Here is a 24,464-nt window from a genome sequence, read left to right as displayed (position 1 = left end):
GTGGGTAGGGAGGCGGTTGCTACTTTTCTCCTCTAAATCATAGGCTAAGAATTATTAAAAAAGGCTTTGAGCATGAGCCCAAAGCCTTTCTTGCGATTACGTAATCCAGTCTCTTACTGAGTGGGATTTTGCGTCAAGGTGCCAGGGTAGGAGTTGATCGCATTTTGTGGAATATAGTACACCACCCGATAATCAGTTGGGGCAATCGTTTCAAACTGTTGATGAGGCCCGGGATATCTTCTGGTTAAAGACCCTCCATTGCGGAACACGTCGTAGCTGCGTTCGGCCTGATAAGCGAGTTCCAACTGGCGCTCTTTATCAATCCTTTCGCTGGCGTTCGATGCATTAAGCGAAGCATAGCCGCCCCCTACAATCGAGCGGGTTCTGATGGTATTTAAATCGCCGAGCGCCTGATCGTATCTGCCCAGTTTGGCATAAGCTTCTGCACGATTTAAATAGATTTCGCCCAAGCGGCTTATAACCGGCGAGTGAAGATGAGAGTCTTCTCCTTCGCGCGAGCATTTTACAATATAGAATTGGGGATAAACGCGATTCAACGTGATGAAGTTGTCTATGACCCCGGTGTAAGTTTTTCCATCTTTATATAAAATAGAATAGATTTCCTGCGGTGCATCAACGGGCGTTAAGGTATAAGTGTCATTTCCTTCCTTACAGGTAATGCTGCTGCCGCTGCGTGTAATTTCCAGCTGCGCGTAGTTGAGCACTTCGGGTCCGTCTTGTTTAATAAAACGGAATACTTCAGCGCCGCCTTCTTTATAAGTGGGTTCTATAAAAGCGGCCCGCGCATCCACTATTTTATACTTGCTTGGACGCCAGTCGTTTCTGCCGGTTTCATTTAATAAGTCGATATATTTTCCGCTGGCATACATTTCGCCCCAGCCCATTCCACCAATATTGGCGTACATGCCACCCACGCCATAATAATGATCAAAACCTGAAAATTCAGAGGCTACGCGCTTAACGGCAAATATGGTTTCGGTATTGTTTTCTGGCGTGTAGGTATTGTATTTCATAAATTGATCTCTTGGAAGCAATGCGTAGTCACCAGAATTGATCACTTTATTGGCATAATCTACGGATAGCTGCGCGTACTCCGTATTTGGCGCCTGGTAAGTGCCGCTCATATAAAGATAAACGCGAGAAAGCATCGCCTGTGCCGCGCCTTTTGAGGCGTAGATAGGGCCATTATCTATGGTGAGGAGTTCCTCTGCTTTTTTCAAGTCGCTGATCACCTGGTCGTAAGTAGCCTTTACCGTAGCGCGGTCTGGTAGTTCGAGGTTGATTACATCATCAGGTGTACCGTTTACAATAGGAACGCCGAGGTTTGTTTCCGGATTTTGATAGAAAGGGCGTCCATAAGCGCGGACAAAATAGAAATATAACATGCCTCTAATGTAGTAGCACTCACCGAGCTTATTGTCGATATCAGCTGTTTTGCCTTCCTCGATGAGGTTGATAATGTTGGACGCCTGGGCAATGGCTTTGTATCCTGAATTCCAAAATTGATCCAGCCGGTAATTATTGGGCGTGCGCGAAAAGGAAATAAATTCGTAAAAAGCATCTGTAGAGGAGCCGCGAATCATCATGTTGTCGCCGGCATATTCTCCGCAGCGGTGCATAGGGTCCGACCATGCTTTCAATTGTGCGTAAGTTCCATTTAACAAAGACTGTAGTGAAGCTTCCGGATTATTGGTGATGGTTTCTGAATCCATCGCTCCGTAAGTAAAACGTTCTAATTTACAGGAGGGCAGTATCACCGACCCGATTATTATGGCAATGAGTATCTTTTTCATGTGTACATTTTATTTTTAGACTTAAGCTGCTTATCAGTTGGCGCAGGCTTAAGCCGTTTTGTTTTCGAAGTTTTTTTAGAATGAAACATTCAATCCAAACATATACTTGCGGGTAGCCGGATATACAGAAGGGCTTGTGGAGCTCAATACGGCGCCATCATTAGCCGGTATTTCCGGATCAACACCAGAGTATTTAGTAATAACCAGCAAATTCTCCCCTGTGAAAAACAGCCGTAAATTTTTGATCGCCGGCTTATCCAATTTGAAGTTGTAACCCAAAGTCAGGGTACGCAACCTTAAAAAGTCATTGCTTTCGAGATAGCGGGAAGATACCTGGTTGCCCTGCTGCGAATTGTTGTATCGCGCCACAGGGTGGGTGGCAATGTCGCCCGGTTTTTCCCAACGGCTCCATTCTGGCATTAACTTCATCTGATTGCGATCGGTATAAGTGCCGTCTGAGTCATATTCCTGGCGGGAATAGTTGTAAACCTTACCTCCGATCGAGTAGCCAAACACCGAATTTAGATCAAACTGTCGGAACTGCAAGGTCGTTGTAAAGCCACCGAAAAATTTTGGGGAAGCTTTTCCAAGTTTTTCAAAAGTTGCCTGGGCATATCTTGAAACAGTGTCCCTGGAAATCTCATTACCGTTTGCGTCGCGCTCAACCCGGTACCACAAAGGCGCGCCATTGTTTGGGTTCACGCCTGCCCATTCTTTTAAATAATAAGTATCGACGGGGCGGCCTGGCTCCAATACACGTTGTGCTGATCCCGCAATGCCTAAACCATCGCTTATGATTACCGGCTTAACAGAATAAGTTCCATCTGCGTTTTTGGTAGGATAAAGCTTGGTAAGTTTGTTTGTGTTATGGCCGAAATTCAGGTCTAAACTCCAAAGCCAATCGTTGTTGCGGATGATATCGCCGCCGATAGATAGCTCAATCCCTTTGTTATTCATTTCACCGATATTTTGCCAAATGCTGGTTACGCCGGTCAATCCGCTGATAGGCACCCGGTACAAGATATTATCAGTATTCTTATTGTAATAATCTAAAGTGATTCGTCCGCGATTTTGAAAAAAGGACGCGTCAACGCCAATGCCTGTCGTATAAGTTCTTTCCCAAGTCAGATCTTTATTGCCGATCTGACTGATCAAAGCGCCGGATTGCTCATCGTAGCTGGCAGCTGCTGATACTGAATAGAGATCGTACTGCGGATAAAGTGCGCTGGGGCGGTTACCCGCGGAACCGTAAGAAGCCCTCAGTTTCAAAATGTCGATCCAGGCCACATTAAACCAGGCTTCCTTATTAATGTTCCATCCGCCACTTATTGAAAAAAAGTTACCATATTTTGCGTTGTCACCAAAATTGGAAGCTCCGTCCCGGCGCAGCGAAGCTTCAAGAAGATACCTGCCTGCATAGGTGTAGTTGGCTTTGGATATAAAAGATTGAACCGCCCATTCGTTGATATCGCCTTTGGTGCGTTCGGGTTTGGCCACAACGTCTAAAACCTGAAAGCCGGGAATAAATCCAGTCCCATACACATCCAGGGTTTTGGCATAATAGTCGTTAAATTCATAACCGCCCACTGCATACAAAGCATGTTTGCCCCAGGTTCTGTTTACCGTCAGCATTTGGTTGGTATAGCGCCTTGCGTACTCGCTTCTGTAATCCGTCAATCGGCCGTTCACGTTAAGGCCGGCATTGGAACGCGGATCATTATACCCGCTTGCCGCATAGGTATTATACCGGTAGCTGTTTACAGAATTAAAAGTAAGCCAGTTGTTGATTTTTACCTCAAAATCGAGGTTCCCCATCAGCTCGTAATTTTTATTTTCTGCATGATTCCATTGCAGATCGTAGAGATAATTGGTGCCAGCGCTGTTCACCCATGTGCTGGAACGATGAGGCACAAGGTTGCCCACACTGTCGTAAGGACTATCCCAGGGAAAGTTAGAATACATCGCCGTTGTCGAATACTCGCGATCGTCAACCTGGCGGTAAGAGCCTACAATAGCCGGTTTGATTTTTAACCATTTAACCGGTTGGTAAGTTTGTGTAAGGCGAAGATTGTAGCGTCTGTAATCGTATCCTTTCACAGCGCCTTTTTCGTCATATAGTCCTATGGAGAAATAAGATTGTAATTTTTCTGTACCGCTGGATATCGACGCGTTATGATTCTGCGTAAAACCATTTTGAGTGGCTAAATCCCACCAGTCAAAATTACTGTTCCGCAGGTTGGGATTCCAGCGGGGAAAGGCTATAGTGTTCGCGTTGGCGAAGGAAGCATAATAATCATACAATTCTGCGCCATTCATCATTTTAAGGTTTCCATTGGTAAGCTGGTTGACACCCGTGCGCGAAGAAACATTAATCGTTGTTTTTCCGGCTCTGGCTTTTTTCGTTGTCACCACCACAACGCCATTGGCTCCCTGAGAACCATAGATGGCAGTGGACGCCGCATCTTTCAGTACGGTCATCGTTTCAATATCATCCGGGTTTAGGTCTCCCGCGCTTGATCCTACAATAACCCCGTCAATAACCCACAACGGACTGGTCGTTCCATTAAGCGTCGCCTGGCCCCTTATGACTACGGCTCCCCTGGATCCGGGTCTGCCCGAACCGGGCGCCACAAAGGCGCCTGCAACTTTGGCGTTTAGCATATTTTCAACGGAGGGGTTGGTGATATCTCTTAGTTTACCGCCGTCGATGGTTTGTAAAGCCCCTGTAAGACTTTCCTTTTTTTGAACTCCATATCCCACTACAATTACTTCATCCAGGCTGCCTTCGGTGGTTTGCAAAATCACGTCAAGCGTTTCCTGTATTGTGATGGTGATCTCCTGATCTTTATATCCAACGCGCGAGAACACGAGTACATCGCCCTCGTCTGCATTGATGGAAAACCTGCCGCTTTCGGTGGTGGTAACGCCCGTTCCGGTTGCTTTTATCATCACCGACACGTTCTCTAATGGCGCGCCGGTGTTGTCTCTTACAATCCCGGTTATGGTTTTGATAATGGATGCCGTTCCTGAGTCGGCGGCATTTTCCATGATGACTATTCTGTTGCCCTGCAGTTGCTTCCACGACAGATTGGCGCCTGCCAGAATTTTTTCCATAACATGGCTGATGGTAGCATTTTCTGCATAAATGGAAGCAAAATATTTTTTGGGTAATACATCGCTTGCAAAATAGAAGCGATAAGGCGACCTGTTTTCTATTTTCTTAAAAAGGTCGGGAAGTGATACATTCTCCTCTTTCAGGCTGATGGTTTGCCCGAAATTAGCTGCTGATACGTGCAAAGCAAACGAAAGAAGAATCAGCGATAGTTTCATAATGAACAGAGTTTTTCTGAAGCGCAGACGTTTGGCTTTTGCTTCATGGCAAGTGCATTTTTGCATATATTTGATTTAGGTTTTAAATATTCCCGCTGAAGTCAAATTTGGCGGGCATTTACTCAGGAGAATGTTCCAGCATTCTCCTTTTTTGTTTGTTTTTTGTTTATTTTTTATTCATAAAGTCTTTGTTTAAAAAGTGAAAAGTAGGGACGGCTATTCGATCCAAACAATATGCTTTTCTCGCCGATATTTGAAATGTTTAGAACAATCAAGAATTTTCAAAATTTCATTTAAATCGGTATCGCTATATACACCGTTATATCTATAGAGTCGGGCTTTCTCCGATTTGAATATAAATTTTACAGAAAAAGCATTTTCCAGCACCTCTGCGATTTCAGCAAAGGGCTTATCTACAAAAACCAACTGGTCTTGTGTCCAAGAGGTTTCTGCGATGAGGCTATCAACTTTCGTGATATGATCTATTTTTACTGGTTTGATATGCTCCTTTTCCGGGGTAGCATTTTCACGCCCTTCTTCACCAACCATTAACTTTTCACCGGGCTCAAGCACAAAATTTCTTTTCTGCAGATCATTTAAAGACACCGACACTTTTCCTTTTATCAGCGCTGTTTCAAAATATCCGTTTTTCATCGACCGCACGTTAAATGTCGTTCCCAACACCTTGATATCGGCATTGTTGGTATGGATAATAAACGGACTGGAGGCGTCGTGTGCAACATCAAAATAAGCTTCGCCCTCCAACGTCACTTCCCTGTTATTTTTTTTAAAAGTTTCGTCATACCGAAGGCGGCTATTGGCGTTTAGCATAACGGTTGTTCCGTCTGGTAATTTGACTGTTGATTTAGATCCCCTGGTAGTAGCGGTTTCGTTGCTGACGGTAGTTCTGGTCTTCCTTGTGTTTACGTTCAGAAACAGCATTGCTATGATTAATGCCGCCGCCGCAGGTACCACGATGCGATATATTTTCCTGACGAGACCGCGCCGCGATTTTTCTGGTGGGAGCTCATGATGATCCCACACGCCGCTCAGTTGCATTTTCATCACGTCGGATGTGAATGACTGTTCAGCCTTTTCCAAACTTTTTGCGTTAGGTTGCGCAGGTTTTATTAATTCATGATAAAAAAACTGCAGCTCCGGATGCTGTTCAAGGATTTCGTCTAACTGCTCTAAGTCTTCAGCGGTAGCGCTACCTGACAGCTTGCGGGCAAACAACCTGAAAAACATATTTTCCAGAATTTTGTCCATCATTAACTGATCGTTACTATATGACTGAATAAATGGAGCCTACCCTTAGTGGATATGCTATTTTTTTCTAAAAAGATAAGCATCGAGCGCCTGCCTCAACCTTTTTAGTGCGGTTGACATGTGGGCTTCCAGGGTTTTTTGTGATATCTCCAACACTTGCGCAGCTTCGTTATAAGACAGTCCTTCCTCTTTAACCAGCCGGTAGGCCAACTGGCATTTTTGAGGAAGGGCGGTGACTCCGGATTCAATTATTTCTGAGATTTCTGTCGCCATCAATTGTTGATCAGGACCGCCCGATGACGCGGGTATTTCAAAATTTTCGTCGATTTCAACGGCCCGTTCGTCGCGGATTTTTTTCAAATAGGTGAGTGCGGTGTTTCGGGTGGCCGTCAGCAGGTATGGTTTTAAATTTTCAACAAACGCAAGTTTTTTTTCCATGGTCCAGATACGCACCATGATGTCCGACACAATTTCCTCCGTCAGTGACTCCTGCTGAACGATAACATGTGCCAGTTTGTAAATGGAAGGGTGAAAATAAAGATAAAGCTTTTTATACGCTGCCTGATCGCGCGCATAAGCCACCCTGTTTTGGAGGTAAATCAGGTGATCTTTATCTATATGCTGATGGTCGTTCAATGTCTCACTGAAATCTGTAAATGTAGGAGAAAAAAGAAAATTTCTCAAACGACATGCGCTTGGCAATGGTTTTGCCCGATTTAAAACGCAGCCTTTCTACAAAATAAGGAGGTATTATTTAGCGGGAAAATCGGAAAGAATTTTCTGTAATGATGAAGCCGGCAGCATCACCAAACTGCCGCGCTGTCGTCACCGCGATGGTCGGCTACTGCTTCAAAACTTCCGTCAGGCAGCACTTTTATAACTTCGGTGCGGCCAATCTGCCCCCGGGGACTAATGGTGTACCCCATTTTTTTCAGTACGTTACTCGTTTTTTCATCAAAATTTTTCTCGACAAAAACTTCGTCAGGTAGCCATTGGTGGTGAAATTTTGGACTATTGACTGCCGCGTCAGTCGTCATTTTAAAATCAATGATATTAACAATGGTTTGAAAAACCGATGTTGGAATTGTAGTGCCGCCCGGTGTGCCTACCACCAGGAACGGCATTTTATTTTTGAGCACGATCGTGGGCGTCATTGAACTCAACATTCGTTTGCCCGGTTCAATGGCATTGGCTTTTCCGCCCACAGCGCCAAATAGATTGGGTGATCCGGGCTTCGCACTGAAATCATCCATTTCGTCGTTTAATAAAAAACCTGCGCCGCCCACGACGGTTTTGCTGCCATAGTTATTATTGAGCGTTGTGGTTACGGATACTGCATTCCCCTCATTATCGATAACACTTAAGTGTGTGGTTTCTTCGCTTTCATACCCCGGCACGACACCTTCTGCCACGAGGCTGCTGTTTCCGGCTTTGCCCGGCAAATAGTCGTTCATCCGGCTTTTTAAATAATGTTCGCTAGTGAGCGCCGCGACGGGTACTTTATAAAAATCGGCGTCGCCCATATATTTTGCGCGGTCTGCATAGGCCCTTCTTTCCACTTCGATCATAAGTTGAACGGAGGCCGGGGTTTGAAAGTTCATCGAAGCCACATCAAAGGGCTCTATCATTTTCAGCATTTGGTTGATGAGCAGGCCGCCGCTGCTCGGCATAGGCATGCCAATAATCTCATGGTTGCGGTAAGAAAAAATAACGGGCTCCCTGAACTTAGCTTTATAATTTTTAAGGTCGTTGAGTGTAATTAAACCTTTGCCCCGTTGCATTTCTGCTACGATCATTTCCGCGGTTTCGCCTTCATAAAACCCTTTCGCGCCACGATCCCGGATTCTCTTTAAAGTGTTCGCCAGATCTTTTTGCAGCAGTGTATCACCCTCTTTCCAAACCGTGTTTTTTACAAAAACAGGAGCAACGGTATTGTATTTTTTGAAGGACGATTGGGTATAATTTAAGGATCGCGCTTCAGCGGAGGTTATGGAAAATCCATGCGCTGCCAGGTCGATGGCCGGTTGAATCAATACTTTCATCGGTAGTTTGGCAAACCGGTGGGAAGCAAACAAGCCCGCCACGGTTCCCGGAACGCCACAGGATAAATGGCCGTAAAGGCTTTTTTCACTATCGGGTTCGCCTTTTTCGTCGAGATACATGTCGCGGAATGCTGCCGACGGGGCCATTTCCCGGTAATCGAGCGCCACCGGCTTTTGATCTTTCAACGTGGCAACCATGAAACCGCCGCCGCCAATATTTCCTGCACCGGGATAGACCACCGCCAGGGCCCACTGTGTGGCAATAGCTGCGTCAAAAGCGTTGCCGCCTTTTTTTAACATCAACATACCCGCCTGGCTTGCCAAAGGATGGGCAGAAACAACAGCGCCTTTTGCTCCGCGCGCCTCTTTTTCAATAATATATTTGAATCCATCTACCTGTGCCTGACAAACACAATGAAGAGCATATAAAACTATTAATATACGAAGGCGCATCATTTTTTCAGAAAGATAATGACAAACAGCCATCCACTGAAAGAAATAATCGAAATATTAGGTATGATTTATGCTCCCAACTAAACTCATATCATTTGACCTGAAACCCTTGTTTTTCGAAAAAAAAGTGCATTTTTGCATAAACCTGCCTTGATCTGATGAAGATGAATATTTACCACTCCCTCCAGGAAAAGAAGAAAAATGCGCAAAAATCTTTTGTCGTGTTGATCGACCCCGACGGAGTAACTGCATCTTCGCTCGAAAAGCTGATTCAATTATCCCTTCAAACCAAAGTAGATTATTTTTTTGTAGGAGGTAGCCTTGTTATTTCCAATCATTTAGATGAGGTGGTGCAGCAGATCAAAGCCAGTTGTGATATCCCGGTTATTCTGTTCCCGGGAAGCCCTTCGCAGGTGAGTAAATATGCCGATGCCCTCCTTTATCTATCATTAATTTCAGGCCGTAATCCGGAATTGTTGATTGGCCAGCACGTGGTTTCCGCGCCTTTTGTAAAAAAGAGCGGCCTGGAGATCATGCCCACGGGTTATATTGTGGTGGACGGCGGTGCGCCCACGACGGTTTCTTATATCAGCAACGCTGCGCCGATTCCTGCAGATAAAAATGAGATCGCTATGTGCACGGCACTTGCAGGAGAAATGCTGGGCATGAAATTGATCTATATGGATGCTGGAAGCGGTGCAAAAACACCCATCACCGAAAGCATGATCGCGGCTGTCGCAAAAAATGTCGAAGCTCCGCTAATTGTGGGCGGCGGTATTGCTGACCCTGAAAAAGCTTACCTCAATTGTAAGGCCGGCGCCGATGTCATCGTTATTGGCAACGCCATTGAAAAAGACCCTTCTTTAATCCTGGAAATGAGCCAGGCGATCCATACATCTTCTTCCAAAGTGGATATCTGATCTTAAATTTTAGTTTAGGGATAGTTTTCAAATTATTGATATTCACGCGTATGTATTACATGTAATATTTTTAAGAGAGATATCCTTGTTTTCCAACTTTTCTGCTATTTTCCTGTTAAGCATATAAATTAAATTTCTGAATCATGGAATTAGGAATAGGCATGTTTGGCGATTTACAAATTGATGCCAACGGAAAGCCGCAACCTGCGCAACAACGTTTAAATGAGATTATTGAGGAAGTGAAACTGATGGACGAGCTGGGCCTTGATTTTTATGGCATCGGTGAGCACCACCGCCCGGACTATGCGGTGTCCGCCCCCGAAATTGTGTTAGCGGCGCTTGCTACCGTTACTAAAAATATTAAGCTCGGAAGTGCGGTTTCTGTGTTGAGTTCCTCAGATCCAGTGAAATTATATCAGAGTTTTGCTACCGTAGATCTGATCTCCAACGGCCGGGCCGAATTGATGGCGGGCCGGGGAAGTTTTATAGAATCTTTTCCGCTTTATGGACAGAATCTCAACGATTACGACGCCTTATTTGATGAAAAATTAAAATTACTGCTACAAATAAATCAACAGGATCCTATTTCCTGGAAGGGGAGGTTTCGCCCGGAGTTAAAACAGCAAACCATATTGCCTCGTGCATTCAATGATCAATTAAAAATCTGGGTTGCTGTAGGCGGTACGCCCGAGTCCGTTGTTCGCGCGGCGTCCTTAGGCTTGCCGGTGATGTTCGCGATTATTGGCGGCAATCCTGCTCAGTTCAAACCGCTGTTTGATTATAATAAAGATATTAACAAAGAAGCCGGGCATGATATGAACAGGTTTGAAGTAGGCGTGCATGTCCACGCTTTCTTCGGAACAGATAGCAGGGAAGTGGCCGATTATTATTATCCCATCTATGCGGCGCAGATGGATCGGATCGGGCGATCGCGCGGATGGCCTCCGTTTCAACGGGCTCAATACGACCGGGGACGCGGCAAAGGCGGGCATTTAATTATTGGGGATGTAAACGAGTCGGTAGATAAAATTCTTGAACTTCATGATCTTTTCGGGCTGACGCGGTTTTCAGCCCACATGGATGTAGGCGCTCCAGATCACGCGAGAATGATGAAATCCATCGAAGTTTTTGGCAGCGAGATTGCTCCCCGGGTCAGAGCAGCATTAAAAAGCTGATTGATCAGGCTGATGTCCATATGATCAAAAGCGAACTATCTGAGCTGGCTGGTATCCACTCGCGAAGGCGTATCTTTTCCGGAAATGATCGATTTGGCGCTTATAGCAATGGCTTCAATGATGGCGGTCATGTTTTCAAGATCGAGCGTTTTCACTTCATCGCTTGCTTTATGGTAATGGGGTTCTATATCCATTTTTGAAGTAGAAATGGTATGGGCCGGAACGCCGAGCCGGGCGAGGGTCGCATTGTCTGAGCGATAGAATAACTGCTGATCGGGGTAAGGGTCAGGACGAAAAGTAAAATGACTTTCTTTCAAATTCGCCTGCAGCATGGCGCCCATGTTGGTTTTTTCAAACCCGGTTATATAAGCTGAGTTTTTGCCCCATTTGCTATCTGTGCCGATCATTTCTATATTAAACATAGCGATAGCCTGTTCGGGCAACAATTGTTTACTAAAATACTGCGAGCCGAAGCCGCCTGATTCTTCCGCGGTAAAAGCGGCAAAAATTAAAGTCCGGCTATTGTTTTTTTGCTTCGCATAATATTTTGCCAAAGCCATAACCGCCGTAGTGCCTGAAGCATCATCGTTAGCGCCATTATAAATACTGTCGCCGTTTTCAGGCTGGCCGATACCGATATGGTCATAGTGCGCTGAAAAAATTACATATTCACTTTTCAGGCTTTTACCGGGAAGTACGCCTACAACATTGGCCAGCTTCTTTTCTTCAATGTCGTGCGCAGCATGCACGGAAAAGCCTTTAAGGTCGATATTGCCAAGTATAAAAACAACCGGATAGCCGGTTTTGAAAAAGTTTCTTTTAAGGAAGGCCAGCCTGTTGAAGCGATCCGCAAAACTACTATCGACAAGAACGATAACAGGTTTACCGCCGGAGGCGTACCCCATCGCCTTCGAAAAGAAATTTTCACCTGCTTTTATTGTCGCCTGCGCCGCTTTTTCGGCAGAAAATTGCAGTTCGGGCTCAGATGTGAGGGCGATAATCCTTTTAGGATCGATGGCGCCGGCGCTGTTTGTAGCCGAAAGGGAAGTTTGCTTAGCGCTGACCATCGCAAAAGATTGTAAAAAGCTATTCCCTGTCAGCGGCTGTAAACCGGCTTTTTTAAAGGAAGCGGCAATAAATCCGGCTGCTTTTTCAATTTCCGGGCTTCCGGTTTTTCTCCCTTTCATTTCGTCTGAAGCCAGGAAATTTATCGTTTGGGATATTTCATTCAATGAGATGGACGGCTGTTTTTGTCCGAGCGAGGTAGCCGAGATGATGAGCCCCGCAAATAGGAAATGTAATTTTTTTATTTTCATTTGATTGTTTTTAGCCTCACTTCACGAGCTGAAATTAGGTTGATAGAATTAAAAACTCATTCTCTCCTTGAACTTCACGGTTTGCCTGCGGCTAATTTCGATCTTTTCCCCGCCCTTTAGCTCCACAAGGAGGCCGTTGTTAAAATAGGGTTCTATCTTTTCTACCATCTGAAGGTTGATGATGTGTTTGCGGTTAGCCCGGAAGAAAGCCTTCGGGTCGAGCCGCTCTTCGAGCGCATTTAATGATTTTAAAATCAAAGGTTTGTGGCCGTTAAAGAAAACTTTAGCATAGTTACCGACACTTTCAAAAAGCCGGACTTCATTAAGTTTTATAAACCAGCACCGGTCGCCATCTTTTACAAAAACCTGGCTATTTTCTGTGAGCAGGTCGGAGCCGGGAAGTTCCCCGGGCACTTTTGAGTCTACAGGGATGGAGGTGCTCAGCTTTTTAATCGCCGCTTCCAGGCGTTGCGGTTCGATGGGTTTTAAAAGGTAATCGAGCGCATTTACCTCAAAAGCTTTGAGTGCATATTCATCGTAAGCGGTGGTGAAAATCACTTTAGGCACATATTCCAGTTCGGAGAGCATATCGAAACCGCTTTTGCCCGGCATTTGTATATCGAGAAATATAAGATCGGGCTGAAGGCTATGTATTTTTTCAATGGCCTCATTCGAATTGGACGCTTCGTCTAACACCTGAATGGACTCAAAATGACTCAACATTTTATTTAGTTCATTTCTTGCAAGACGTTCATCATCAATTATTATTGTTCTCATGTATTAATATTTTATATAGATGCCGGAAGTGTCAATTTCGTCCTCACTTTCCCTGGCTCAGATTGGTTGATTTCAAAATGAGCGTGATCTCCATACATCAGTTGAAGGCGCTCGCGGATACTTCTGATGCCGAATCCTCCGCCTTTTTGCTGTGGCTTCAGGCAGCCGGTGTTTTCAACACTTAACTCCAGGGTTTTTCCTTCTATCGCAGATTTTATCTCAACGAGGCCACCATTGACCTCATGACTGATTCCATGTTTAATAGCATTCTCCACCAACATTTGCAACATCATGGGTGGTACCGGTTTGTTGATGGTTTGCGGATCGATCTCGTAAGCGACCTGTAGCCGGTCTTCAAAACGCATTTGCTCGAGGGCGAGGTAATCTTTAATGATATCGAGTTCATCCGACAACGCCACAGTTTCCGATTTGTCGATATTAATACTGCTCCTTAAAATATTGCTTAGTTCTGTTATGGCCGACCGCGCACGCTGTGGATTTTCGTCCACCATAGCGCGGATACCATTCAGCGCGTTAAAAATAAAATGCGGATTAATATGCGTTTTGATAGTTTTCAGCTCGAGCTCTTTGATATGTGACTTAAGCTTTAGCGTGTCGATTTGCGCCTTTTGAGCGGCACTGACATAGTGATAGATAAAATATACGGCGCTCCATATAATAAAATAGCTAAACCAGGCAAGTGCGTTGTTTAGCAGAATGAGTAGCAAAGATTTATGAAAAATTCGTTCCTCCGCTTTAATAAATAAGCCGAGTTGTTTATAAATAAAAAACTCTGCGGTGCCTGCAATGAAAGACATTAATAAAGTAAGCAGCAGAAACAGCCAGATCTGGATTGCAATTTTTTTGGCCAGCACGCCCAGTTTAAGAATGACGATACGCAAAACATGCGTCATGGCGATGCCTAATAAAGCAAAACCGGCGGCGCGTTGGGTAATAATAAGCCTTTCTTCCGGTGAATTCATACGATCGACAGACCATGCGCCGAAAATATGCCATAAGAAAAAGCACCCCCAGCCAAATACCTGCAGGAGCCAGTAATGTTTTTTACCAATTATCATAAAACAAATCTAACTATTACGACGCAGCTTTAAAATACAAGTTTATCAATGGTAAAAGGGTTTTATAAGCGGATGGGAGCCTTGTTGAAATAAATTATTTCGATAAACAGTAAAATGCTATGTTGCATTTTGGAAAGCGGCCCGGCATCAAAAAACTCAAAAACGGGAGGGTGAAATTGGGCGGGTAACCGTCATTATTACTTACTTTTGCCCAATAATTTAATCTCTTGATGACTATCACGCCCGGTCCTTTATTGCAATCTGTTGATAAGCCCGAGGATTTAAAAAAAATCCCGATTGATCAGCTTCACGAATTTTGCGAAGAACTTCGACAATACATCATTGATGTTGTGAGTGTTCACGGCGGACATTTTGCGGCAAGTTTGGGAGTAGTTGAGTTAACGGTAGCGCTGCATTATGTTTTTAACACCCCTTATGATCAACTGGTTTGGGATGTAGGTCATCAGGCTTATGGTCATAAAATAATCACCGGGCGTAAAAATAACTTCGAAACCAACCGCAAGTATAAAGGCTTGAGTGGATTTCCGAAGCGGTCGGAAAGTGAGTACGACACTTTTGGCGTCGGGCATTCTTCAACTTCGATTTCTGCGGCGCTGGGTATGGCGATGGCCGCTAAATATAAGGGCGAACTCGACCGAAAAGTGGTAGCCGTAATCGGCGACGGATCGATGACGGCGGGTATGGCTTTTGAGGCGATGAATCACGCGGGCGTTGCCAATACAGATATGCTAATCGTGCTCAACGACAATGGTATTGGCATTGATCCTAATGTGGGCGCATTGAAGGAGTATCTTACTGATATCACCATTTCGCCGGCTTATAATAAGCTGAAAGATGATGTTTGGAATGCGTTGGGCAAACTTCCCGTTGGGAAGAGCTTTACCCGCGCTATGGCGCATAAACTTACGGAAGGAATTAAAGGCATGGTGAATAGCAATGCCAATTTGTTTGAAGCGCTAAAGTTGCGTTATTTCGGGCCGATCGATGGGCACAACATCAGCAAACTGGTAGACACTTTAAACGATCTTAAAAATATTCCGGGGCCGAAATTGTTACATATTATTACAACAAAAGGTAAGGGATATGCATTGGCTGAAAAGGATCAAACCAAATGGCACGCGCCCGGCCTTTTTGATAAAGTGACTGGCGAAATCTATAAAAAGAAATTTGATACGCCTCAGCCGCCTAAATACCAGGATGTCTTCGGCAAAACGATAATTGAACTCGCGAAACAGAATGATAAAATTTTCGGCATTACGCCGGCCATGCCTTCCGGGTCTTCGCTGAAATACATGATGGAAGAGATGCCCGACCGCGCTTTTGATGTGGGCATCTGCGAGCAGCATGCGGCTACTTTAAGCGCCGGCATGGCTACGCAGGGTTTGCGGGTTTTCTGTAATATCTATTCTTCTTTCATGCAAAGAGCCTATGATCAGGTGGTGCACGATATCGCTATACAGAAATTGCCCGTAGTTCTTTGTCTGGACAGGGCCGGGTTGGTGGGAGATGATGGCCCAACGCACCATGGTTGCTATGATATTGCTTATTTCAGATGTATTCCCAATATGATTATCAGTTCGCCCATGAATGAGGCAGAGCTAAGGAATTTAATGTTCACCGCGCAGTTGGAGACAACAAAACTTCCCTTTGTCATCCGCTATCCCCGCGGTGAAGGCGTGATGCCCGAATGGCAAACGCCGATGGAGGAAATCGAAATTGGAAAAGGACGCAAACTGAAAGACGGCGAGCAAATTGCGATTCTTTCATTGGGGCATCCGGGCAATTTTGCGGCTGCCGCTATACGCGATCTGAAGCGGGATGGAATTCATCCGGCGCATTATGATATGCGCTTTGCAAAGCCATTGGACGAAGCGCTCCTACATGAAGCCTGCCAGACATACGAAAAAATTATCACGGTAGAAGATGGAACCGTGGTGGGCGGATTTGGCGCAGCGGTGCTTGAGTTTATGGCGCTGCATGGGTATAAAAATGAGGTAAAGATTTTAGGCATTCCCGATCGGATTGTTGAACATGGCACTCCCAAAGAACTGCACCGCGAATGTGGCTACGATGCCGAAGGCATAGCTGCTGAAATCCGCTCGTTGATGAACGTGCAATATTCGGTTGCTGTTCAATAGAAGATATTCATAAAATCTTTCGAATGATCCCCGGTTTTAATTGGGGATTTTTTATGCGTTGAGCTAACCTGTGAAGCTCGCAGGCAGCCGCTATATGATATTATTGTTTAACCATTAGCCTATTGCCAATAAATATGGTTATATTGTACCTCTTTACCACTGCACAACGATTGATTGGAAAGCAACTAAACTCTAATACTCAAAAAGATTATGAACAGGAAAAAATTCTTATCTCAGACTGCGATGGGCGTTGCAGCCTTTACTATTCTTCCCCGAAACGTGTTAGGCGGAAAGGGCTATGTTGCACCCAGTGACAGGATTGCCCTGGGTTATATCGGCTTGGGCCGGCAAAGCCTTGGTTTGGTGAAAAGCATTAACGGCTGTAAAGAAACCATTATCCTGGCCGCCTGTGATGTTGATAAACATAAGCTGGACCGCTTTGTGGGCGTGGCAGAAAAGCAAAATGAAACGAAGGTTAAAACAGCTGTGAAAGGCTATGGCTTGTATCGCGAGCTTTTGGATAGAAAAGATATAGATGCGGTAGTAATTGCTACGCCCGATCACTGGCATGCGCAAATTGCTGTGGATGCCGCAAAAGCGGGCAAAGATATTTATTGTGAAAAGCCGTTATCATTAACCATTGAAGAGGGTAGGGCCATGGTCGACGCCACAAGAAAATATAAACGTGTTTTCCAGACCGGAAGCATGCAGCGTTCGCAGTTATATTTCAGAAAAGCGGTCGAGCTTATTAGAAATGGGTATATCGGCGATCTAAAAGAAGCGAAAGTATCAGTCGGTGCACCGCCCAAAGAAAATGATTTCCCTGTAACCGATGCGCCCGATTATATCGATTGGGACAGCTGGATCGGGCCTTCGCCTTATAACGGATATAGCGCGGTGTTGGCCAATCCGATCGGCGCTACCGAGTGGGCGCTTTGGCGGGAATACCGAAATTTCGGAGGAGGTTATATCACCGATTGGGGAGCGCATATGTTCGATATTGTTCAATGGGCGATGGATAAAGATGATTCAGGCCCGGTTCGTTTTATTCCGCCTTCCGGCCCGGCAACCACCGGCTGCTACTTTGAATATAGCAATGGTGTAAAAGTTACGCATACCGGCTGGGGTGTGAACAACGCGATTCAATTTATCGGCACGGAAGGAACGCTTGAGGTGAGCCGCAGTTTTTTAAGATCCAATCCGGAAAGCATAGCCAACCTGGAGATCAAAAGTTCCGACACACAAGTGTACCGCAGCGAAAATCATTACCAGGACTGGATAGACGCCATTAAGAAAAGAAGCAAACCCATATGCGATGTGGAAGTCGGCCACCGTACCTGCACGGTTTGTAATGCCACCAATATCGCTTACCTCCTGCAGCGACCGCTTGAATGGAATCCCAGAAAGGAAAGATTCGATGATGACGATGCCAACAGACTAAGGACAAGGCTTTACCGAGGTAACTGGCATTTTAAAGATTTTTAAATGCGATTACGCGCGTTTCTAAAATATCCATATTAAAATTGCGAACAGTTTCAAAACTTTGCTATTACAATAATCTAAATCTGAAATTACCTTTTATCTTCGCGCTCTATGAGCAACGAAAAAGAAATAGTGGTAAGCGGCGTGCGCCCTACAGGCAATTTGCATCTGGGTAATTATTTTGGTGCATTGCGCAATTATGTAAAAATGCAGGACGAATTCAATTGTTATTTTTTCATTGCCGACCTGCATTCACTGACCACGCATCCTGATACGAAAGAGCTGAAAGAAAATGTGCTGCATGTGGTTTCGGAATACCTGGCTTGCGGCCTGGATCCTGATAAAGTGGTTTTATATTGTCAAAGCGACCTGCCGCAGATTGCTGAATTGTATTTGTTTCTTAACATGATGGCTTATAAAGGTGAGTTGGAAAAGACGACCACTTTTAAAGATAAAGTGCGCCTGCAACCCGAAAATGTCAATGCGGGTTTGTTAACATACCCGGTTTTGATGGCGGCTGATATTATGATCCATCGTGCGAAATTGGTTCCGGTGGGAAAAGACCAGGAGCAACACCTGGAAATGACGCGGACCTTCGCCAATCGTTTCAATCACCGATACGGTGAAGTTTTTCCCGAGGCGCAGGCTTTCAATTTTGGCGCTCAGCTTTTAAAAGTTCCAAGCCTTGATGGCGCGGGAAAAATGAGTAAAAGTGAAAACCAGTATGCGACGTTATATCTTTCTGATGACGACGAACTGATCCGCAAAAAAATCATGAAAGCTAAAACTGACGCGGGCCCTACCGAACCCAACAGCGTTAAGCCGGATTATATCGAGAATGTTTTCGACCTGATGAAGCTTGTAAGCCAAAAAGATACAATCGAAAAATTTGAGGCGGATTACAACAATTGCGATATCCGTTATGGCGACCTCAAAAAGCAGTTGGCGGAAGATATGATCAATTATATCGCACCTATCCGTCAAAAAGCAAAGGATATTCGCGCCAACACGGCCGACCTGAATATTATTTTGAAAGTGGGCGCTCAAAAAGCAGCGGAAAGCGCCGACCGTACCATTAGTGAAGTTCGCAAAGCGATGGGGTTAAAATATTTTTAGACCATTCCGAAAAGAGTTACTATTTTTCATCTTTAAAACATCTTGCTTCCAGGCACTTTGCTTTAAGCAACAAGTATTCTTCAAAATGGCCAAATCAAAATTAAAACCTAAACATATTGCGATCGCGGGAAATATCGGGGCCGGCAAAACGACCCTGACCCAAATGTTGGCCAAACATTATAAATGGATCCCCAATTTCGAGGACGTTGATCACAATCCTTATCTGATGGATTTTTATGAAGACATGCCCCGGTGGAGTTTCAATCTTCAAATTTACTTTTTACACGGCCGTTTAAAACAGTTGTTGGATATTCAAAATGGCACGGAAACAGTTATCCAGGATCGCACCATTTATGAAGATGCTAATATTTTTGCGCCCAATTTGCATGAAATGGGTTTGATGAGCAAGCGTGATTTTGATAACTACTTCGAGTTTTTTCAAACGCTCAAAAAAATGGTAAAGCCGCCGGATTTACTTATTTATCTTAATGCTTCTGTTCCCACGCTGGTGGGGCAAATACAAAAGCGCGGCCGTGAATACGAAGAAAATATCCGGCTCGACTATCTGAAACGGCTCAACGAATTTTACAACAAATGGATTGGCGCTTATAAAGAAGGCCCTTTATTGGTTATCGATGTTGACAAAAATAAGTTTGGTGAAAATGAAGAGCACTTCGGAGAAATAATTGCAAAAATTGATTCGACCTTATACGGACTTTTTTAAGTTTGAGGCCTGGCGCATCGCCCTCTTTTGAACTACCTGTAATCGTTTTTTATTTATTTTTTTATTTGCTGTTGCGTTTTGATCTCGCCTGGCGTTTTAGTTTAAAACACTAAAGCTATGAGAGTCATAAAGTCCCTTCTTTTGCCGGCCCTGATTGCCGCTTTATTTGCTTACAAAAAGTCAGACGTAGTTATGGGCTACAAGCCTATTTATGAAGACACAACTGCTTTGTATAATATTACCTACCAGCCTCAGGGCAGGGCCATTGAAAAAGGCGGGAAGATCTACATTATGGGCGATACGCTTTACCAGGTCGAAGAGGGGTTGGGCATCCACGTAATCGACGTTTCAGAAAAAAGCCAACCTGAAAATATCGGCTTTATATCTATTCGCGGCTGCAGCGAAGTGGCGGTGAAGCAATCCACGATTTTCACTAATAATTACGATAAACTTTTGGCGTTGCAATTACATACGCAAGGCCTTAAAGTGTTGAGCCGCACGCCAGCGTCTTTTGCGGTTCAGGGGTTGCAAACGCTTCCGCCCGAAAGCGGCTATTTCGAGTGCCCGGTAAAGGTGCCGGGCAAAGTAATTACAGGCTGGAAAAAAGTGGAGCTAACCGATCCCAAATGTTTCTTTTAAAAGGAATCTGATCGTATAAAATTATCAAACAAAAAGCCCCGCAGCATTCCTATCACTGCAACATCATATTTCAGATTATATCGGGCTCAAATCTGTAGGCGCATCAACCTTCAAACAAAAAAATAAGATGAAAAACATACAATTATTAATCGCATTAATGACAAGTATTTTCTTTTCAAGTTGTGAAAAAGGCGACTCAGGGAACAACTTTACTGACGGTAGCAGCGGCGGCAAAGGCGGTTCTATTGCGCGCGTGGCCATTAGCAATAACCATTTATATATTGTCAATAGCAGCGAAATGAAAGTTTACAATGTTGCAGATCCGAACAATGTGAAAGAGGTAAATAAAGTGGCTATCGGCTTTGATGTGGAAACGATTTATCCTTACAACGATAAGCTTTTTATAGGCGCGGCATCAGCCATGTACATTTATGATATCAGTGATCCCAAAAACCCGGGCCGGCAGGGGATGGTAAGCCATATAAGAGCTTGCGACCCGGTAGTTACGGATGGCAGTTATGCTTATGTTACGTTGCGGAATAATAGTACGGGCTGCGGCGGTACGCAGAATATCCTTAATATCTATGATATATCCGGCGGCAAAATATTGAACCCTGTTTTAAAAGGCTCCACGCCGTTGCCCCAGCCCTACGGCTTAGGAATTCATGAAAATACTTTGTACGTATGCTGCGCTGAAGCAGGGTTGGCTGTAGTAGATGTCACCAACCGCACCCAACCTGAAGTGGTTAAAGTAGTTACGGAAGGAAAAAATTATACGGATGTGATCCCTTTTGAAAATACGCTTTTTGCCTATGTAAAAGGCGGCATCGCCTTGTTTGATATCACGGACGCAAATGATCCCCAATTTATAGCCGAAATAAAAAATACCAGTAACTAATGAGAAGACTATTAACCCTTATCACAGTGCTGCTCATAAATAGCCTGGCAGCACAGGATACAATTTATTTAAGAGACAACAGCGTGTTGGCCGCAAAAGTTATCGAGATTGGGGACGCCCATATTTTGTATAAAAAAGCAGATAATATTGCAGGGCCGGATTATAAATTGGCCGTGCAGAAAGTGGTGCGCATTGTTTTTGAAAACGGCACTGTCGAAAAGTTTCATAAAAGATATCCGCCTCGTCCGCCGCAACCTTTCCGCAATGATGCTTCGGAGCCTTCTAAGCGGGTGTTAACCATTTTAAAAAATAAAAAATTATATCCTCACAGCCTGCCCGATAATTTATTGACCGCCGGATATTTTGTAAATACGCATCATTTCAACGGTTACTACGGTTATGGGCATGTTCGCAACCAAATAGCCCACGGTTTGTTCGTAAAATATGAGCGGCTGCTGGCCAATGAGTTGGTGGGGTTGGGCGTTGCGCCTTTTGCGGCACTTAACAGGCAGCATATCGGCGCTAAGTTTGATGCTAAAATTTATTCCAAATTCTTTGGGAAACTTAGAATGGGCGTGGGCGCTTATTATTCCATGGCCCGGCAGCCATTCAGGGATCTTTACTACGTGCAAGATGCCCAGGAGGGTTTCACCAGATCGGGTTGGGTGAGTGTGCACAACGATAAAGCTACCGTGGGTAGCGTGGGCTTCGTCAGCAACGCCATGCTCCATATTAATAAAGACTATTTGATTTCTTTGGGCGCCGATGTAGGTGGTGTGGTTCATGCTACTGTTTTGCAGGGCTTGCCCGAAAACTGGTCGCGTCAAAAGCCTGGGAGGGGAGTGACAGTGGGCTGGGTCCACCTGGGGCTCACACGCCGCTTTTAGAAATCGTTTGTCGGGGAAGTGAGATTCCACCTATGAAAATGCATAATTGCAGGACGCCTAAACACCGGCGATTTCAATTTGACAGTTTTGCCTACCTTTAGCGGCTTAAACCGCTTTATGAATGAAATACTTTCCAATTAACCCGAAACTGTTTATCAATAATAGAGAGCGTTTCGTGAAAAAAATGCAGAAAAAATCAATCGCCATTTTTGTCGCGAATGATGAAATGCCTCAAAATGCCGACGCGCTTTATAAGTATAAGCCCAGCAGCTCTTTGTTTTGGCTGACGGGCATTCGCCAGGAAGAAACCATGTTGATCCTCTTCCCCGATAATCCCGATCCGAAATACCGCGAGGTGCTGGTGTTGACGCGCCCCAATGAAGCCAAAGAAAAATGGGACGGACGCCGCCTCCGCGCGGCCGAAGCTACGGCTATAAATGGTATGACCACCATTGTATGGCTCGATGCGTTGCCGGCGCTTTTTCAGGCCTGGATGCATGCGGCAGAAAATGTATATCTCGATTCCAACGAACACGATCGTAAAGGCTCCTGGCTCGAAACAGCGCAAACCCGTTATATTAAATATCTCCAGGAACGGTATCCGTTGCATCATTATTTGCGCGCCGCGCCGATTCTGCTTGAGTTGCGTGCGATAAAAACCAAATACGAAGTGGAAGTCGTGCAGCAGGCCATCGATATTACAGAAAAAACTTTCCGACGCTTATTGCAATTTATCAAACCCGGCGTGTGGGAGTACGAAATAGAAGCAGAAATTATGCATTCTTTTCTGAGTAATCGTGCTACCGGTGAAGGGTACAACAGCATTATTGCCAGCGGCGATAATGCGCGGGTGCTGCATTATATCTTTAATAATAATCAGTGTAACGACGGAGATTTAATCCTGATGGACTTTGGAGCAGAATACGGCGGTTACAATGCTGATCTGACGCGTACCGTTCCGGTAAATGGGAAATTTACTAAAAGGCAAAAAGAGGTGTATAACGCCTGTTTGCATGTGCATCGCTACGCGGCCGGCATTTTGAAGCCGGGCATCTCCATTGCCGATTATCATGAAAAAGTAGGCGATGAATTAACGAAGCAATATTTGAAAATCGGTTTGCTTTCAAAAGGGGATGTGAAAAACGAAGATCCGCAGAACCGCGCTTACCGGAAATATACGTATCATGGTATTTCGCATCATTTGGGTGTTGACGTCCACGATCTGGGTCCTTTTCGTGCTCCTTTGAAAGAAGGGATGTTGCTGACGATCGAACCTGGTATTTATATTGAAGAAGAGCATTTTGGCATCCGGATCGAAAACAATTTCTGGCTGACCAAGAACGGAAATATCGATTTGATGAAGAATATTCCCATCGAAGCAGACGATATCGAGCGACTGATGAAGGTGAAATAGGGGAATGGTGAGGAGTGAATCGTTGATGGTTCATGGATCATGGTTGATGGTCAATAGTCAATAGTCAATGGTGAATAGTCAATGGTGAATAGTCAATGGTGAGGAGTGAATAGTCAATGGTGAATACGGATTTCCCATAGTTAAGCATCCACCATCCAGCATCAAGCATCCAGTATCCAGTATCCATAAACCAGTATCCAAAAAACGACAGTGAATTCCAATGAAGCAAATTCCAAATTTATTTACTTTACTTAACCTGGTTTTTGGCTGTATAGCCATCATCTACATTTTTAAAGATGATGGGTTCCTGTTTTCTAATGACGCGTCGGCTTTTTCGATGGGATTGATGATTGGCGGCGTTTATATTTTCCTCGCAGCCATCGTCGACTTTTTAGATGGTTTTGTGGCCAGGTTATTTAATGCCGCTTCCGAAATGGGCGCTCAGCTCGACTCACTCGCCGACGCGGTTACCTTTGGAGTGGCCCCTGGAATGATCATGTACCGGCTTTTACAGTTGGCCTTGTCCGAAGCAGGCATGCCGGCAGATAATATCTGGTACCTGCTGCCCGCCATTTTGCTTCCCTGCTGCGCGGTATGGCGGCTGGCAAAGTTCAACCTCGATAAAGAACAACATTTCTATTTTAAGGGCGTGCCCACGCCGGCGGCCGGCCTGACCATCGCCTCTTTGCCTTTTGTGCTCAATCAGCACGCCGGCCTCGTCGAGCAATGGCTCCACAACCCTTATATATTATATGGTATCATCGGCGTCATTTCTTTTTTAATGGTGTCCAACCTGCCGTTGATCAGTTTCAAATTCAAAAATTTCAGCGTTAAAAGCAATGCGGATAAGTTCATCTTACTGGTGTTCGCCATTCTTTCCATTATTTTTTTTAAATGGTTGGCCGTTCCGGTAATATTTGTGGCTTATGTTCTCGTATCTTTGATTTTTAAGCCGAATAAAGTTTAAATA

At 44.8% G+C, this 24,464-nt stretch carries 19 protein-coding genes; 11 read left to right on the top strand and 8 right to left on the bottom strand.

The features are described 5' to 3' along the window. Window positions 1-113 precede the first annotated feature (113 nt). The 5 genes from ABDK00_RS11395 to ggt form a co-directional block, all read right to left on the bottom strand. Entirely contained in the window at window positions 114-1,814 is a 1,701-nt protein-coding gene (locus ABDK00_RS11395) for a RagB/SusD family nutrient uptake outer membrane protein (RefSeq protein WP_346237277.1), read from the bottom strand. A gap of 75 nt (window positions 1,815-1,889) precedes the next feature. Then, window positions 1,890-5,144, bottom strand: coding sequence for a SusC/RagA family TonB-linked outer membrane protein (locus tag ABDK00_RS11390; RefSeq protein ID WP_346237278.1), 3,255 nt, complete (start codon window positions 5,142-5,144; stop codon window positions 1,890-1,892). Between the two features lie 216 nt (window positions 5,145-5,360). Continuing rightward, a complete protein-coding gene (locus ABDK00_RS11385; protein WP_346237279.1) occupies window positions 5,361-6,416 on the bottom strand; it encodes a FecR family protein in 1,056 nt (351 codons plus the stop codon). A 54-nt stretch (window positions 6,417-6,470) separates the two neighbouring features. After that, a complete protein-coding gene (locus ABDK00_RS11380) occupies window positions 6,471-7,097 on the bottom strand; it encodes an RNA polymerase sigma factor (protein ID WP_346237280.1) in 627 nt (208 codons plus the stop codon). 119 nt (window positions 7,098-7,216) lie between these two features. Next, a complete protein-coding gene (ggt, locus tag ABDK00_RS11375; protein WP_346237281.1) occupies window positions 7,217-8,941 on the bottom strand; it encodes a gamma-glutamyltransferase in 1,725 nt (574 codons plus the stop codon). Between the two features lie 125 nt (window positions 8,942-9,066). Between ggt and ABDK00_RS11370 the strand changes: the two genes are divergently transcribed. Beyond that, complete coding sequence (locus ABDK00_RS11370; protein ID WP_346237282.1) at window positions 9,067-9,828, top strand: geranylgeranylglyceryl/heptaprenylglyceryl phosphate synthase; 762 nt, start codon at window positions 9,067-9,069, stop codon at window positions 9,826-9,828. 143 nt (window positions 9,829-9,971) lie between these two features. After that, window positions 9,972-11,003, top strand: a complete 1,032-nt coding sequence (locus ABDK00_RS11365; protein WP_346237283.1) for an LLM class flavin-dependent oxidoreductase — start codon at window positions 9,972-9,974, stop codon at window positions 11,001-11,003. Window positions 11,004-11,038: 35 nt separating this feature from the next. On the opposite strand, the gene ABDK00_RS11360 is transcribed toward ABDK00_RS11365, so the two are convergent. From ABDK00_RS11360 to ABDK00_RS11350, 3 genes are read right to left on the bottom strand one after another with little or no spacing between them, the layout of a single operon-like run. Beyond that, on the bottom strand, window positions 11,039-12,319 hold the full coding sequence (locus ABDK00_RS11360; RefSeq protein WP_346237284.1) for a M28 family peptidase: 1,281 nt from the start codon (window positions 12,317-12,319) through the stop codon (window positions 11,039-11,041). Window positions 12,320-12,367: 48 nt separating this feature from the next. Beyond that, window positions 12,368-13,096 carry a LytR/AlgR family response regulator transcription factor gene (locus tag ABDK00_RS11355; protein WP_346237285.1) on the bottom strand — a complete coding sequence of 243 codons (729 nt, stop codon included), beginning with the start codon at window positions 13,094-13,096 and terminating at the stop codon, window positions 12,368-12,370. 11 nt (window positions 13,097-13,107) lie between these two features. Next, window positions 13,108-14,175, bottom strand: a complete 1,068-nt coding sequence (locus ABDK00_RS11350) for a sensor histidine kinase (protein ID WP_346237286.1) — start codon at window positions 14,173-14,175, stop codon at window positions 13,108-13,110. A 230-nt stretch (window positions 14,176-14,405) separates the two neighbouring features. Between ABDK00_RS11350 and dxs the strand changes: the two genes are divergently transcribed. From dxs to ABDK00_RS11305, 9 genes are all read left to right on the top strand, one after another. Continuing rightward, window positions 14,406-16,334 carry a 1-deoxy-D-xylulose-5-phosphate synthase gene (dxs, locus tag ABDK00_RS11345; protein ID WP_346237287.1) on the top strand — a complete coding sequence of 643 codons (1,929 nt, stop codon included), beginning with the start codon at window positions 14,406-14,408 and terminating at the stop codon, window positions 16,332-16,334. A gap of 210 nt (window positions 16,335-16,544) precedes the next feature. After that, window positions 16,545-17,819 (top strand): Gfo/Idh/MocA family oxidoreductase, encoded by a 1,275-nt coding sequence (locus ABDK00_RS11340; RefSeq protein ID WP_346237288.1) that lies wholly within the window; start codon window positions 16,545-16,547, stop codon window positions 17,817-17,819. Window positions 17,820-17,927: 108 nt separating this feature from the next. Next, complete coding sequence (trpS, locus tag ABDK00_RS11335) at window positions 17,928-18,932, top strand: tryptophan--tRNA ligase (protein ID WP_346237289.1); 1,005 nt, start codon at window positions 17,928-17,930, stop codon at window positions 18,930-18,932. A gap of 85 nt (window positions 18,933-19,017) precedes the next feature. Next, a complete protein-coding gene (locus ABDK00_RS11330) occupies window positions 19,018-19,656 on the top strand; it encodes a deoxynucleoside kinase (RefSeq protein ID WP_346237290.1) in 639 nt (212 codons plus the stop codon). Window positions 19,657-19,773: 117 nt separating this feature from the next. Continuing rightward, window positions 19,774-20,295 carry a hypothetical protein gene (locus ABDK00_RS11325; protein WP_346237291.1) on the top strand — a complete coding sequence of 174 codons (522 nt, stop codon included), beginning with the start codon at window positions 19,774-19,776 and terminating at the stop codon, window positions 20,293-20,295. 127 nt (window positions 20,296-20,422) lie between these two features. Beyond that, window positions 20,423-21,193, top strand: coding sequence for a hypothetical protein (locus tag ABDK00_RS11320; protein ID WP_346237292.1), 771 nt, complete (start codon window positions 20,423-20,425; stop codon window positions 21,191-21,193). After that, a complete protein-coding gene (locus tag ABDK00_RS11315) occupies window positions 21,193-22,080 on the top strand; it encodes a hypothetical protein (protein WP_346237293.1) in 888 nt (295 codons plus the stop codon). Before ABDK00_RS11320 ends, ABDK00_RS11315 begins: the two co-directional genes overlap by 1 nt. Window positions 22,081-22,201: 121 nt before the next feature. Next, window positions 22,202-23,494, top strand: a complete 1,293-nt coding sequence (locus ABDK00_RS11310) for an aminopeptidase P family protein (RefSeq protein ID WP_346237294.1) — start codon at window positions 22,202-22,204, stop codon at window positions 23,492-23,494. Window positions 23,495-23,714: 220 nt separating this feature from the next. Beyond that, entirely contained in the window at window positions 23,715-24,461 is a 747-nt protein-coding gene (locus ABDK00_RS11305) for a CDP-alcohol phosphatidyltransferase family protein (RefSeq protein ID WP_346237295.1), read from the top strand. Window positions 24,462-24,464: the final 3 nt, after the last annotated feature.

The sequence above is a fragment of the Niabella insulisoli genome (assembly GCF_039652435.2).
Lineage (GTDB): Bacteria > Bacteroidota > Bacteroidia > Chitinophagales > Chitinophagaceae > Niabella > Niabella insulamsoli.
The sequence above is the reverse complement of the archived record's forward strand: the minus strand, read 5'-3'. Positions and strand labels throughout refer to the sequence as shown.